Genomic DNA, 13,841 nt, shown 5'->3' on the forward strand with positions numbered 1-13,841 from the left:
GAAATACTAATTCCGGCTTGGCACGATTGTTGCAAGTTATCAGAGTAACACCGGCACTTAATGCAGTTGTGTTAATAAATTCGTTTAGAGAGGAGAAACCATGAGGTTTAAAGGATTTCGGAGACCGGACGGCGCTGTGGGGATTCGCAACCATGTGTTGATTCTGCCGTCTGTTGTTTGCGCCAACAGAGTTGCCCGAGGCATAGCCCAGACAGTTGCGGGCGCTACCTGGGTTGAACATCAGCACGGGTGTACGCAGTTGGGGGCTGATGCTGAGCTTACCAGCCATATCTTAACAGCCCACGGTACACATCCCAATGTGTACGGCGTAGTGGTTGTCGGACTTGGCTGCGAAACAATACGAGCCCAGGATATTGCCGCTGCTATCAAAAAACAATGCCCCTATAAACCGGTAGAAGTTGTCATTATTCAGGACCAGGGCGGTTCGGTCAAAGCAACTGCTGCGGGAGCAAGCGCCGCGCGGGCCATGGTTGCCGGGGCTTCCGCCCAGGAGCGGGAATGGCTTGACGCCGCAGAACTTATTCTGGGAACCGAGTGTGGCGGCTCGGATGCCTGCTCCGGCATGTCGGCCAATCCGGCCCTGGGAGAAGCCAGTGACATGCTTATTGACGCTGGGGGAACAGTAATTCTGGCGGAGACAACCGAAATTATCGGCGCCGAACATATTATTGCCGGCCGGGCAGTTAATGACGCGGTGGCGGCAAAAGGTTACCAGCTGATTGCGCAGTGCGAAGAGGCCGCTAACAAAATGGGAGTTGACATGCGTGGCGGTCAGCCTACGCCGGGCAATATTGCCGGTGGCCTGTCCTCAATTGAAGAGAAATCGCTGGGCTGCATTTACAAGGCCGGGACGAAGCCGCTCCAGGATGTTATTGAATATGGTGCGCCTGTAACTAAAAAAGGTTTGGTATGGATGGATACGCCAGGTCAGGACATTGAACAGATTACCGGAATGGTTGCCGGCGGCTGCCAACTGGTGGTCTTTACAACCGGCCGGGGTACTCCCTGCGGTTCGCCCATTGTCCCGACAATCAAGGTGGCGACAAACACGGAGTTGTTTGAAAAGATGAATGACAACATGGATATCAATGCCGGGACTATTATTAGCGGTGATGAGTCGGTAGTACAAGTAGGCCGGCGTATATTTAAGGAGATGCTGGAGATTTCTTCAGGCCGGCTTGCCAAGGCGGAAATTCTTGGATTCAACGATTTTGCCATACGGCGTATTGGACCAACCATGTAATGCCGCAAACAGGGGAAGTGAGGAGGCTCGATCTTGGTCAGAAAAAGTGCAATTGTTATGAAACCGGCAGACAACGTGGCAACTGTTGTGGAACCGGTTACACCTGAGAGCAATATAACAGTGGAAGTGTCAGGGCAGCAAACAGTAATTCCGGTTACTGAATTTATTCCTTTTGCCCATAAGTTTGCGCTCAAAGACATTGAAGCAGGGCAACCTATTATTAAATACGGTGAAATTATCGGCATTGCCACTGCCGGCATAAAAAAAGGACAACACGTTCACGTGCATAATCTGGAAAGCTGCCGCGGACGCGGTGACAAGACGAATTAAAATATAATTTATTGAGGAGGATGGATAATGAGAATTAAAGCGGGTCTGGAGCGAATCCCGGGCGGTCTGATGATGGTGCCTTTGTTGCTTGGCTCAGTAATCAACACTCTTTTTCCTACGGCTGCTAAAACCTTTGGCTCGTTTACCGGGGCCATGATGACAGGGGCGCTGCCGATATTGTCGGTATTTTTTTTCTGTATGGGAGCAACCATTGATTTTAAGGCAACACCCTATATCCTCAAAAAAGGCGGTGCTTTGCTCGGGTCGAAGATCTTGGCCGGTACGGCGCTGGGACTGATCGCCGCCCAGTTTATGCCGACAGGTATGGTAGATTCCGGGCTGTTTGCCGGCTTATCCGTTTTGGCTATCGTCGCTTCCATGAATGATACCAATGGCGGTTTATACATGGCGCTCATCGGACAATACGGCAAAAAAGAGGACGGTGGGGCCTACACGCTGATGAGCATGGAATCCGGTCCGTTCTTTACTATGCTGACACTGGGCATCGCCGGACTGGCCGCTTTCCCCTGGGAAGCTTTTGTGGGTGCGATTCTGCCGCTCCTCGTGGGTATGATTTTAGGGAACCTTGATAATGAATTGCGGGATTTTGTGAAGCCGGCCATACCTATTCTTATTCCCTTCTTTGCATTTGGACTTGGCAATACGCTTAACCTGGAGACTGTTTGGAAATCGGGATTGCTTGGCATACTACTGGGTGTGGGTGTAGTAGCAGTTTCCGGCACGGTATTAATTTTGGCCGACAGGCTGACCGGCGGTAACGGAATCGCCGGTATAGCCGCCGCTTCTACGGCCGGCAATGCGGCCGCCGTACCCGCCGCCATTGCCTCTATTGACAAGAGCTATATTGCTATTGCTCCGTCGGCTACTATGCTGGTGGCAACCTGCGTTATTGTAACGGCAATTTTAGTGCCGTTAGCTACCGCCGTATATGCAAAATGGATTAACTCCAGGCAGGCTAATCAGGCTTAGACTGACGCACTTGCAGTAACAGCTGCCCGGAAGCCGGGGCTCAGAATATTCTTGCCGGCGATGCCGGAAACAGTTATGATGGAAAACAAAAGGCAAATGAAGGAGGAACCATAATGAAACAGGTAAAACTAGCTTATGGCAAGCACGGACTTATGATTGAAGTTCCTGACGAGGCAGTTGTCATTGAACCGCGTAACTTACCGCAGCTTGTTGATGAGAAAGCCAAAGTTTTAGCCGTACTTCGTGAACCTATCGGTACGCCGCCGCTCAAAGAACTGGTTAAGAATAAAGAAAGAATTGCCATTGTCATCTCCGATTTAACCAGACCCACCCCCAACCATAAGTTAGTGCCCTGGATTCTGGAAGAACTGGCCGAAATCCCTAAGGACAGATTTGTGATTATCAACGGTACCGGCAGTCATCGTGCCAATACCCGGGACGAGCTTATCCAGATGCTGGGACAGGAAATCGTTGATACTGTCAAAGTCATTAATCATGATGCCTTTGACGATGGTGAACTGGTTAAGGTCGGCACCAACAGCTATGGTTCAGAGGTTTTTTTCAACAAAACCTATGTAGAATGTGACTGTAAAATTGTTCTCGGCTTTATTGAACCTCACTTCTTTGCCGGCTTCTCGGGCGGACCTAAGGCCATAAATCCGGGAATTGCCGGTATCAGGACAATTCTCAACTTCCATAATGCCAGGATGATTGGTCATCCCAACAGTACCTGGGGCTTGATTGAAGGCAATATCCTGCAGGATGCCGCCACCCAGAACTGCCTAATGGCCAAACCGGATTTTATGCTGAATGTTACCCTGAATGACAATAAGGAAATCACCAATGTCTTTGGCGGCGATGTAATTAAGGCTCACCGTGTTGGCTGTGAATTTGTCAAAGAACACGCTATGTATGCAGTGGATGCGTCTTTCGATATTGTTATTACCACTAACTCAGGCTATCCCCTGGACCAGAACCTGTATCAGACCGTAAAAGGGATGAGTGCAGCCGCGCAAATAGTCAGAAAAGGCGGCAGCATTATCAGTGTTTCGGAGTGCTCCGACGGCGTCCCCAATCACGGGAATTACGCCAAAATCCTGCAAATGCGCAATACTCCGCAGGAACTGCTGGATATGATCAACGACGAAAGCTTTTCTGTTTTCGACCAGTGGCAAGTGCAAGCACAGGCCATGATTCAGCTGAAGGCCGATTGCTATCTCTATTCCATGCTGGATGCGGATACTGTCCGTAAAGCCATGTTTATACCTATCACCAGTGTGGAGGCGACCATAACCAGCCTGCAGCAAAAGTACGGTAAAGAAGCCAGGATTGCTGTTATGCCACTGGGGCCGCTGACTATTCCCTATGTTGTTCCAAAATAGTAACTAAATAACCTATTGGCATTTCCATTTTTTGTTTTCCATAGTATAATATCAAGTAAGGTTTGCCGGTTAATTGACCAAAGACGCTCAAGCACCGTAGTTTTACGGTGCTTTTTTTTCAGAGGTGAAAAGTTGTGCAGAGAGAGTTTATAAAAGGCCCGTGGGGTTTAATTATGCCGGTGGATGATTTACTGTCGGCTATACGGTTCTGGGGACCCAAGCCTTTTTTTCTAAATATTGGCGCTGTTTGCATTACCGGAGTTAGACATAATGTAATAACTGAGGAACATGTCCGCAGTTATTTTGAGGCAGAAGTATTTTCGGATGTGGAACAGTTTTGCGCAGTTATTGAGAACGGATATGTGCTCAATCTTGAAGAGAATGAGGCCTTTTCACTCAAATTACGGCAGCAGTTGCAAGCTAAAAAGATCACTCTTCTGGAAAAAACGGCAGGGAGACTGGTGTGGGGGTTTCTCACACAACTGGAAGAGCAGGCTCTGCAACGGGAAGTGTTCTTCCAGGCTCTAAATTCTACCGTAGAGGGAATTCAAATTGCCGATGCGCAGGGGGTTGAAATTTTTATCAATGAGTCTTTACTGGCAATGACCAATCTTAAGATGGAAGACCGGTTAGGTAAAAGTGTGTATGATGTTTCACCTGATGGCGGCATGGCCCGGGTACTGCAGCAAAAAACAGCTGTTAAGAACATCCGCAACCATCCTCATGGTACAGATGTGGATATTATCAGTAATGCCGGTCCTATTTATATTAACGGCAACTTCTATGGGGCGGTCACTGTGGCTTATGATGTGACCGAACTGTGCCGGATGAGCCGGGAACTGGAGGAAAACAAGCAAAAGGTTGCCTTGCTTGATGGCAAAGTAGGGCGATTGGCTCCAGCTAAGTACAAATTTGCGGATATTATCGGGAACACTCCTAAAATACAGGAAGTACTAAGTGTTGCCCGCAAAGCCTCCGCCGGTGATCTGGCCATTCTTATCCAGGGTGAAAGCGGCACAGGCAAAGAGATTTTTGCGCATGCTATCCACGATTACAGTAATCGCAGTTCACGGCCATTCATTCCGGTAAATTGCGCAGCTATTCCGGAACAACTGCTGGAAAGTGAATTTTTTGGTTATGAAAAAGGGGCTTTTACCTCGGCTAATTCCCGTAAACCGGGTTTTTTTGATTTAGCCAATACGGGGACACTGTTTCTTGATGAAATTGGTGAAATGAATCAGAGCCTGCAGTCGAAGCTGCTGCGTGTGCTGCAGGATAAAGAATATATACGGGTTGGCGGTACAAAATCGGTTAAAGCGGATGTCCGGATTATTGCCGCCACAAACCGTAACCTCGTGGACTTGATTAAACAGGGTAAATTCCGGGAGGATTTATTCTACCGGCTAAATGTCATTAACATTCATGTTCCGCCGCTGCGGGAACGGATTGATGATTTGGAAGTCATTACAAATTTCTTGATTCAAAAGATTTGCAACAGGCTTGAAAGTCACATTCAGGGAATTAGCAGTGATGCGTTGGCTTTACTTAAAGCGTATTCCTGGCCGGGAAATGTGCGGGAACTTGAAAATGTACTGGAAAGAGCCGTCTTTCTCTGCCAGGGAACCACTATCAAAAAGTCGGATATCCGCTTGCCGGAAGCATGTGAAAGTAAGCTGCACAGGACAGATAACGAAAAGATGAGAATTATTAATTATCTGGAGGCCTATGGCTGTACCGTTGAGGGCAAAAGGCGGACCGCCGGGATGATGAATATGTCGCTGGCTACGTTATACAATAAACTTAAGTATTACAAATTGCACGATTATCTAAGGGCTGCAAAGTATTGAAAACACCACCATTAGCAAAGCTGGCATCTTGACCGGATTGATATTAGGTCAAGTACAAGACTAATGGTGGTGTTTTTTTATAAAAATGGAGAAAATTTCTAAAATTTATATAATTTCTAGAAATTTTCTAGAAATTATTAGAAATTATGGCCGTAATGAAGAGAGCATCTTAGTAAAATAAGTGGTATGCCTGTGCCCGGAAGAGGCGAATAGCAACAGAATTGGGAATTATTGAACCTCACCGCAGCTTTTTATAATTTTTTTATGGTTTTGCTGAAAAGTGGATCGATTTTTGCATTATACCTGGTTAACGTTACTATTTGAGCAACTATAGTAAGGTGTTTGTAAGTCGGTTAGTTGTTCAGGTATTCCCCAATTTAGTGAGCAATGAAGCTTCAGTGTGTTGTATTTCTTACAACGCTGGAGCTTTTTTTGTGCCTGAAAGGAGAAGTGAGAAAGCAGCAATACATATCGCTAACTAAATGTCAAAGGAGTGATAAACTGTGTCAATAACTCAAATCGGAACAATTGCCCTGTGGATTCTGGCCATTCTAATTCCCGTTCAGCTTATTATCGGGGCGGTCGTAGCCCGTAAAAGCGGTCAGAGTGCCAGTCACTATTTTATTAGCGGTAAACAGCTTCCGCTTGTGCTGGTTTTTTTTGCCGACTTCGCCACCGTTATGGGCGTAGGCAATTTTATTGGCTATGCCGGCAAAGGCTATGAGATCGGCCTGAATCAGTTCTGGATGCTGGCCGGTGAACAGGGGAGCAAGATGATTTTCGCCATTTTTCTTGCCGGAATGATTGGGCGGTACGCCTATACCACCATTAATGAATTCTTGGAGAAAGAACTGTTCCATGATAAGTGGCTGCGGGCCATAGGCGGCATTATGATGACCTTGCCTATGATTTGCTGGACCGGTGCGCAGGCTATTGGTATCGGCACTTTGCTTTCAGTGGTTATGGGCATAGATCCGGTATCCGGTATCTGGGCGGCTTCTCTGACTGCAATTTTATATACCGTTATGGGCGGGATGTGGGCCATTGTCTGGACCGACCTGCTGCAAGGACTAATACGGATTGTTGTCGGTGCTGTATTCTTCGTAGTCGTATATATGGGCGTGGATGGCATTGGCGGGATAAAAACGGCTGTTACTGCCGCCAAACCGGAGCTTTGGTCTATGAACTCTCTTGGCTTCGGGGCTGCCTTGTCCTTGCTTCTGACTCCTCTTTGCGGCCAGTTTACTTTTCAGGCCTGGTGGCAGCGCTGCTTTTCGGCAAAGGACGCTAAAACTGCACAGCGCGGCTTTTTCTGGACAGCTGTATTTGCCATATTCATGTGTTCGGCCAGTATCATGGTTGGCATGGCGGCTTATACCATTAATCCCAACCTGCCGAGACCGGATATGGCCTTCAGTTGGATGCTTACTTCCTGGCTGAATCCGGTCCTGGCCGCGTTGCTGGTTGTCACTATTATCGGCGCTGACATGACGGTTTCGGCAGGTCTGCTGAACTCGGGGGTCACACTGCTGCTCATGGACGTAATTAAGCCTTTTTTCAAGCCAACCGCCAGCGATGCAGAACTGATCAAAATGGGAAGATGGCTGACTTTTGTCCTGGGGGTCGGAGCCGTCGGGGTGGCATTTTCTTTTCCGTCGGTGCTATCGGCCGCCCTGTTTGGTCTGGCGGTTACCGGCGGCGGTCTGTTTATGCCGCTGGTACTTGGCCTTTTATTACGGGACAAAAATGGCGGCACTTATATTACCCAAAATGCCGCCAAAGCTTCGCTCATTCTAGGCGGGGGAACTGCGGCGGTATTTCAGTATGTACCACAACTTGCCAAGACGTTTGGCGGGGGGATCATACCGGGAATTTGCCTGTCAGCCGTTATTACTCTGGCTGTAAGTGTTTTTGAGCAGGCAAGACGCAAAGCTAAGGTTACTGACAGTACCAATATACAGTAGACTACAGTCTGCTGTTGGCATGATTTTTGCAAGGAATATATGCCGAGAATGTTTCTGCAGGAGCATTCATACCTAATGATGGTGGGAGGCCTGGCTGTGACAAATGTAACAGTGGCTGAGAGACTGAACCCGATTCCCTTTGCGGGCATACGGAAAGTTTTCGAAAAAGCCAATCAATTAGAGGCAAGCGGGCAAAAGGTAATTCATTTTGAAATAGGCCGGCCCGATTTCGACACGCCGGCTCATATCAAAGCGGCAGCGAAGCTGGCGTTAGACCAAGGTCTTGTCCATTATACTCCAAATAGCGGGCTGCCGGCATTGCGTCAGGCTTTGGCCGGCCGGCTTAACGCTGACAAAGGCTTAACGTACAGTCCGGATACGGAAATTATTATGACCGCCGGCGGACAGGAGGCTCTGTATCTAAGCTTTTTGAGCATCCTCAATGAGGGAGATGAAGTAATTCTGCCTGACCCTTGTTTTGGCCCGTTTCCCCTGGCCGTCCGCCTGGCTGGCGGTGTCCCAGTCAAAATTGGGCTGCAGCCGCAGCAAAACTACTGTTACGATTTTGCTGCCGTTAAAAAAGCGCTTTCCCCCAAAACCAAAGCCATTGTTGTCAATTCACCCCATAATCCTACCGGGGGAGTCTGGTCGGAAGACCAACTAAAAACAGTGGCTGCACTGGCAACCGAGCGGGGGATTTGGCTGATCTGCGATGACGCTTATGACAATCTGGTGTATGAGGGATGCCGGGTATCGCCGGCTGGTTTTGCAGGGCTGCGGGAGCGAACCATACTGTGCGGCTCACTCTCTAAAACGTACGCAATGACAGGCTGGCGAATCGGCTATATTGCCGCCGCTGAACCGGTCATTAATGCCGCCATCCGGCTGCAGCAGAATATTATGCTGTCCTTGTGCAGTTTCGCACAGTATGGGGCTATGGCCGGACTTGCCGGTCCGCAGGATTGTGTGCGGACTATGGCCGGTGAATTCGCCCGCCGCCGTAATTTGGTGCTGGCAATGATCCATGACATCCCAGGCCTGCAGTTGGACGGATTTCCCGGCGGCGCGTTTTATGCTTTTCCCCGGATAACGCTGCCCAATATAACCTCCGCGCAGGTAGCCGATTACTTATTGGATCATGCGGGTGTTGCCGTAGTAGATGGCCTGGCCTTCGGTGAAAAAGGCAATGGCCACTTCCGGCTTTCCTACGCTGTGGCCTACGAAGATTGTCGTGAAGGCCTGGAACGAATTGCAGAAGCCATGAAAACGCTTGCGCAAAAATGCAGTTAGGGGAGAGAAAATGGCTATCGTAATAAGCGCCATGCCCAAGTGGCGATTTGACACATCACAGGTGGTACTGCCAAAAGACTGGGATATCCGGTTTATTACCCCGTCCAATGATGAAGAATTGATTATGGCCTGCAAGGAAGGCGAGTATTTGCTGGTGCCGGCCAGCAATCCGGCAATCAACGCCAACATCTTAAACAATATTACGCATATCAAATTGATTCAGAGTGTGGGTGCGGGTTTTGACCGTATTGATACACATACAGCGGCCGCTTTAAAAATCCCGGTGGCCAATGTGCCGGGGCAGAACGCCAAATCAGTGGCTGAATTCACGGTTGGCATGATGATTGCGCTGCAGCGGCAGATCGTCGTGGCAGACGGGGAAGTAAAAGCCGGCAGGTATGGCGAGGTGCGGAGAACTTTATTTCAGCAGGGGCTGCGGGAAATAGAAGGCAGTAAGATCGGGCTGGTTGGTCTAGGCTCCATCGGCCGGCATGCAGCTAAAATTTTACATGTTTTAGGCGCTGCCGTCAGTTACTATGATAGCAGACGCCAGCCACTGGCTGACGAGGAGCAATTGCAGATAACCTTTAGCCCTTTGGATGCTTTGCTGGCACAAAGTGATATCGTAAGCCTGCATGTGCCGCTTACTGATGCAACGCGCGGCCTTATCGGCCGCCGGGAACTCGAACTCATGTCTCCCGGCAGCCTGCTGATTAATACCGCGCGCGGCGAAGTAATCAATCAGCAGGCCTTAGCGGAGCTTTTGGAATCCGGGCACATTGGCGGAGCCGCAATCGATGTTTTTGCGCCGGAGCCGCCCGGTCCGGAAAATCCGCTGCTGAATCTTTCAGCGCCTGCTAGGAAGCGGTTGGTGGTCACCCCGCATATAGCAGGGGTTACCGTACTTACAATGAGCAAAATGCTGCAGGCCGCCCTGGAGAACCTTGCAAGAGCGATGCGAGGCGAGCCGCCGCAGAATGTAATAAACAGGTAAAAGCCAGAGTCAAGCCAAAGCGCCTGGACGGCGCCTTGGGCCTAGTGAAGAAGGAATCTGACCCTATTCGACTTAGTGAAAGTATCCTTAGTCTGGTATGTCAAGCTGTTACAGCCTGTTGGCGGCAGCAAGATACACCGGAACGATACTATGCGAGAGCGAAGGGATTGGATAGTATGAAAACAGTATTAATCACATCAAAAGAATTTGGCAGCCAGATCGATATAGAGCACAGGAGAAATCTGGAACAGTATTTCTTTGAAAACGGCTGGCAGATTATGTGGAATGCAACAGAAGCGGCAATGACTGCCGGAGATATCATTCAGCTTAATGCCCGGCAATTGCTTGACGCCATTTTGGTGTATTCCAGCTCTGATGAAATTAGCCGGGAAGTTTTCAAGCATTGCCGGAATTTGAAAGTGGTTTCGCGGCATGGCGTAGGTATTGAAAACATCGATGTCAGCGCAGCGCAGCAAGCAGGGGTGCAAATAAAAACAACCGATAAAATGCCTGGCTATGAGACGGTGGCCGATTTAACGTTCGCCTTAATGCTGTCTTTGGCCAGGAAGGTGCCGCAGATTGACTCCAACCTAAGAAAAAATGGCTGGTATCGCCCGATAAGCAGTGATGTTTGGGGTAAGACACTGGGGATATTCGGTTTGGGGCGCATTGGCAAAGCCGTTGCCAGACGGGCTAAAGGTTTTGATATGAGAATCCTGGTGAATACGCGGCATCCGGATGAAGCCTTTGTTACAGCACACGGTCTTTCCCTGTGCACTAAAGAAGAGCTGTTGGCCGAATCGGATTTTGTCAGTCTGCATTGTGCATTAACCGCAGAAACGAAACATATGATTGGCGCGCCGGAGTTCGGGTTAATGAAACCCAGCGCATATTTGATTAACACCGCCCGGGCCGGTCTGGTATGTCAGCGTGAGCTTCTGGCCGCGCTGAAAAGTAAAAAAATTGCCGGTGCGGCGGTTGATGTATTCGAGCAGGAGCCTGCGGTAAATGACCCTATTATTACAGAGGATCTGGATAATGTAGTAGCTACTGCGCATGTGGGTTCTTACACAGTGGAGTCTTTACGCCGGATGGACTTTCTGGTAGTGCAAAACATTGTGGCAGCAGGATAATGGCGGGTAATTAGTATTTAGTATTGCAGGTTTGTTTTAAAAGCAATTGAGAATCTAGCAAATCGGTATGGTAGAGGCGCGAGTCGCAATAGTACTTGCAGGGAACTGGCTGTAATGAACTGCGGGGAAAGGGCGGATCGCCGAAGTGCCGGGAACTGCCAGTTTCCGGCACTGGGGTCGTACTCAACAGGTACGGCACTGTCATCTTCGGATGGTGAGCTATCGCACTTGGGGTAAGACTTCCCTCTTCACTATGCCGGTAGCCCCTAGTACATGGTGGCTGCCGCTTTTTCTTTGGCGGGCGGAATGCTCTTGATTTACACACCGGGAATGACTAAATCTTACTGCATAGGATGTGAAATATGAGCTGGGACAATATGCCGCTACTAATCATTCTTGTGCTGGCAGTTATCGGTAACAACCAATCGGTATCCCTGGCTGTCGCGGGACTTCTGCTTATAAAACTGATGGGTTGCACAGTCTGGTTTCCTTATATAGAGAATCATGGCCTCAATGCCGGGATCATCATTTTGACCATGGCCGTGCTGACCCCCCTGGCTCAAGGCCGTGTATCTGCAGGCGATATGCTGGTAGCCTTCAAAACACAGCCAGGCCTGATCGCTATTATTGTCGGCATATTTGTGTCCTGGCTGGCAACACAAGGCGTATATTTTCTGAAGGCATCACCGGAAGCCACGACATCCCTGATTGTCGGTACCATTGTCGGCGTTTGTTTTTTGCAGGGGCTGGCGGTTGGACCGCTGATTGCCGGCGGCATAGTTGCCATTATCATGAATTTGTTGAACCTGTTTACTCAGTAGTTTGAGTTGGTACAGAGGAGGGAAGCGGATGGATATTCAGCAGCAAACTATATTTGGCGAGCGTGTGCCGGGCAGACCTGTTACCATCTATTTTGAGGGTATCAGGCTGTCCGCCAGGGAAGGTCAAACCGTAGCTTCGGCTTTAATGGCACATGGTTTCTATGCCTTCGGCCACAGCCGGAATTTATCGCAGGCCCGGGGACTTTACTGCGGCAACGGGCGCTGCCAGAGCTGTCTTGTTACCATTGACGGGATAGAACATGTGAAGAGTTGCAGCACTCTGGTCCGGGAGGGCATGATGATTACCAAATATGCCGGTGATCCGGACGTCAGGAGAGAGATGCATGAAAACTGATGTATTAATAATCGGCGGCGGGCTGGCCGGGCTTGCTGCGGCTCACGAAGTGGCGGCAAACGGTTATTCCGCAATTATTGCCGATGAAAGCTGGAGCCTTGGCGGTCAGCTTAGACAGCAAACGCAGACAATTCCTGATATGCCTGTTCCTTATGCCGGACTCAGCGGCTGTCAACTGGCGCAGACACTGGCAGAGCGGTTACAATACCTGCCTGTTCAAAGCCTGCTGCAGCATGACGTGATTGGCGTATATGCCGACAACAGTGTGGGCGTTGCCTGCGGCGGTCGGATGGAAAAGATCACTCCCGGCTGTATTATTATCGCTACCGGAGCTGCGGAGTCAGCTCTGCCGTTTCGTGGTTGGACGCTGCCGGGCATCATGACCATTGGGGCAGCACAGATCCTCATGAACCGTGAACGAATCTATCCGGGGAAAAAGGCTGTGGTGCTCGGTTCCAGCGACATGACCCTGGAGATTATCTGCCAAATGCGCAAGCTTGGCATCGAGGTAGTCGCGCTGGCCGAACCATCTGCGGCGCTTGTTGCGACCGATGAGACTATTCTCCAGGCCTTCCGGGCGAGTGGCATACCGGTCCTGCTGCACTCGCAGCCAATAGCCGCAACCGGCGGCAGCCGGGTGGAGGAAATAATTCTGACTTCCGGTGCAACCCGGAGGGATACCAGGTATGAGGTAGATCTTGTCTGTCTTGACGGCGGCAGGCATCCGGTACTTGAGACCATTTCTGCTTTAAATTGCCGGCTGGCCTTTCGCAAAGAACTGGGGGGCTGGCTGCCCTGCTATTCCGCCAGTCTGGAGACCTCTATAAGCGGCATTTTTGTCGCAGGACAAACGGCAGGAATAACCTCCCAGGCCGGAGTATACCGGACTGGTGCCATTGCCGGTCTCGGTGCCGTCAGTTATCTTAAGCAGAATACAGCAGAAAATACAGCAGAAGCGCATTCAGCCGCCAAACAAGCACACTGGGATGGCTTGATGACATTGGAATCAGCCAGGTATCCGGCTCGCTGGCAGGCACGAATGGCTCATATCGGCATTTGATCCGGCAATGAGTATGACGGTGGCATAACCGCAGACACCCAACAAGAAGGAGGGGCACAAAACTTGGATAATTTGACAATCGTTTGCCGGTGTGAGGAATTGACGGCGGAAGATATAGCAAACGCCGTTGCGCAAGGGGCGGAAACCTTTGATGATGTGAAAAGGCTGACCCGGGCCGGCATGGGCCTTTGTCAGGGTAAAACCTGCCGGCTGATTATAGCAGAATTAATCGCGCAGTATCGGGGAAAATCAGTAGACGAAATTCCTGTGCCACGGCAGAGAATGCCGCTCCGCCCCATTACGGTAGGCAGCTTGGCAGCGCACCATACCGGCGGTTCGACGACAAGATCGCTGCTGGCGGAGTCGACTTCGCATCCTACCACACAGGAAGGGCAGGCGAAGTAAGTTGAG

At 50.0% G+C, this 13,841-nt stretch carries 13 protein-coding genes and 1 riboswitch; all 13 genes read left to right on the forward strand.

The genetic code is table 11. The annotated features are described in order from the left end of the window. The first annotated feature begins 100 nt into the window (after positions 1-100). Positions 101-1,264, forward strand: coding sequence for a UxaA family hydrolase (locus SATMO3_RS04990; RefSeq protein ID WP_371378364.1), 1,164 nt, complete (start codon positions 101-103; stop codon positions 1,262-1,264). A 33-nt stretch (positions 1,265-1,297) separates the two neighbouring features. Further along, on the forward strand, positions 1,298-1,594 hold the full coding sequence (locus tag SATMO3_RS04995; RefSeq protein WP_371378367.1) for a UxaA family hydrolase: 297 nt from the start codon (positions 1,298-1,300) through the stop codon (positions 1,592-1,594). Between the two features lie 27 nt (positions 1,595-1,621). Next, positions 1,622-2,584, forward strand: coding sequence for a 2-keto-3-deoxygluconate permease (locus SATMO3_RS05000; protein ID WP_371378370.1), 963 nt, complete (start codon positions 1,622-1,624; stop codon positions 2,582-2,584). Positions 2,585-2,697: 113 nt separating this feature from the next. Then, positions 2,698-3,966: a nickel-dependent lactate racemase gene (larA, locus tag SATMO3_RS05005; RefSeq protein ID WP_371378373.1), complete on the forward strand. Its 1,269-nt coding sequence runs from the start codon at positions 2,698-2,700 to the stop codon at positions 3,964-3,966. A 134-nt stretch (positions 3,967-4,100) separates the two neighbouring features. Next, complete coding sequence (locus SATMO3_RS05010) at positions 4,101-5,813, forward strand: sigma-54 interaction domain-containing protein (protein ID WP_371378376.1); 1,713 nt, start codon at positions 4,101-4,103, stop codon at positions 5,811-5,813. A 503-nt stretch (positions 5,814-6,316) separates the two neighbouring features. Beyond that, positions 6,317-7,777, forward strand: a complete 1,461-nt coding sequence (locus tag SATMO3_RS05015) for a sodium:solute symporter (RefSeq protein WP_371378379.1) — start codon at positions 6,317-6,319, stop codon at positions 7,775-7,777. Positions 7,778-7,873: 96 nt separating this feature from the next. Continuing rightward, positions 7,874-9,067, forward strand: coding sequence for a pyridoxal phosphate-dependent aminotransferase (locus SATMO3_RS05020; RefSeq protein WP_371378382.1), 1,194 nt, complete (start codon positions 7,874-7,876; stop codon positions 9,065-9,067). A gap of 10 nt (positions 9,068-9,077) precedes the next feature. Next, positions 9,078-10,061 carry an NAD(P)-dependent oxidoreductase gene (locus SATMO3_RS05025; RefSeq protein ID WP_371378384.1) on the forward strand — a complete coding sequence of 328 codons (984 nt, stop codon included), beginning with the start codon at positions 9,078-9,080 and terminating at the stop codon, positions 10,059-10,061. Between the two features lie 176 nt (positions 10,062-10,237). Further along, entirely contained in the window at positions 10,238-11,194 is a 957-nt protein-coding gene (locus SATMO3_RS05030) for a phosphoglycerate dehydrogenase (protein WP_371378387.1), read from the forward strand. Positions 11,195-11,257: 63 nt separating this feature from the next. Further along, positions 11,258-11,424, forward strand: a riboswitch (Lysine riboswitch). A gap of 132 nt (positions 11,425-11,556) precedes the next feature. Then, a complete protein-coding gene (locus SATMO3_RS05035; RefSeq protein WP_371378389.1) occupies positions 11,557-12,015 on the forward strand; it encodes a DUF441 domain-containing protein in 459 nt (152 codons plus the stop codon). Between the two features lie 28 nt (positions 12,016-12,043). After that, positions 12,044-12,370 (forward strand): (2Fe-2S)-binding protein, encoded by a 327-nt coding sequence (locus SATMO3_RS05040; protein ID WP_371378392.1) that lies wholly within the window; start codon positions 12,044-12,046, stop codon positions 12,368-12,370. After that, the gene (locus SATMO3_RS05045; RefSeq protein WP_371378395.1) at positions 12,360-13,430 is read left to right on the forward strand and encodes an NAD(P)/FAD-dependent oxidoreductase; all 1,071 of its coding nucleotides are present in this window, start codon (positions 12,360-12,362) and stop codon (positions 13,428-13,430) included. Before SATMO3_RS05040 ends, SATMO3_RS05045 begins: the two co-directional genes overlap by 11 nt. A 63-nt stretch (positions 13,431-13,493) precedes the next feature. Beyond that, complete coding sequence (locus SATMO3_RS05050) at positions 13,494-13,835, forward strand: (2Fe-2S)-binding protein (protein ID WP_371378398.1); 342 nt, start codon at positions 13,494-13,496, stop codon at positions 13,833-13,835. The last annotated feature ends 6 nt before the right edge of the window (positions 13,836-13,841 follow it).

This window comes from Sporomusa aerivorans, from assembly GCF_041428895.1.
Lineage (GTDB): Bacteria > Bacillota > Negativicutes > Sporomusales > Sporomusaceae > Sporomusa > Sporomusa aerivorans.